The organism is Micrococcus sp. GbtcB5, from assembly GCF_019091605.1.
Taxonomy (GTDB): Bacteria; Actinomycetota; Actinomycetes; order Actinomycetales; family Micrococcaceae; genus Micrococcus; species Micrococcus luteus.
In genome coordinates this window covers 1-242 of record NZ_JAGXJK010000389.1, presented here as the reverse complement: position 1 = coordinate 242, position 242 = coordinate 1, and the positions used below count along the sequence as shown (strand labels likewise).

Below are 242 nucleotides of genomic sequence, written 5' to 3'. Positions count from 1 at the left end.
GCACCCTCCCCAACGCCCGGACCGCGTACGTGGCGCTCCCCGCGCCCACCGCCGTCGTCGTGTGCGCGCTGCTGTGCCTGCGCTCCCGCCGCCTGAACCCGGTGGCGCTCGGCGCCGACGCCGCGACCAACCTGGGCCTGCGCCACCGGCGCGAGCTCATGGCGACGCTGCTGCTGGGCTCCGTGCTGATGGCCATGTGCACCGCGCTCGTGGGCCCGGTGCCGGTCCTCCGGGTCCTTGTG

At 76.4% G+C, this 242-nt stretch carries 1 protein-coding gene; it reads left to right on the top strand.

Annotation, left to right across the window (positions count from 1 at the left end):
• Nucleotides 1-242 (top strand): iron chelate uptake ABC transporter family permease subunit (locus KVS67_RS12825; protein ID WP_217565529.1); only part of this gene is annotated, 242 nt, incomplete at both ends.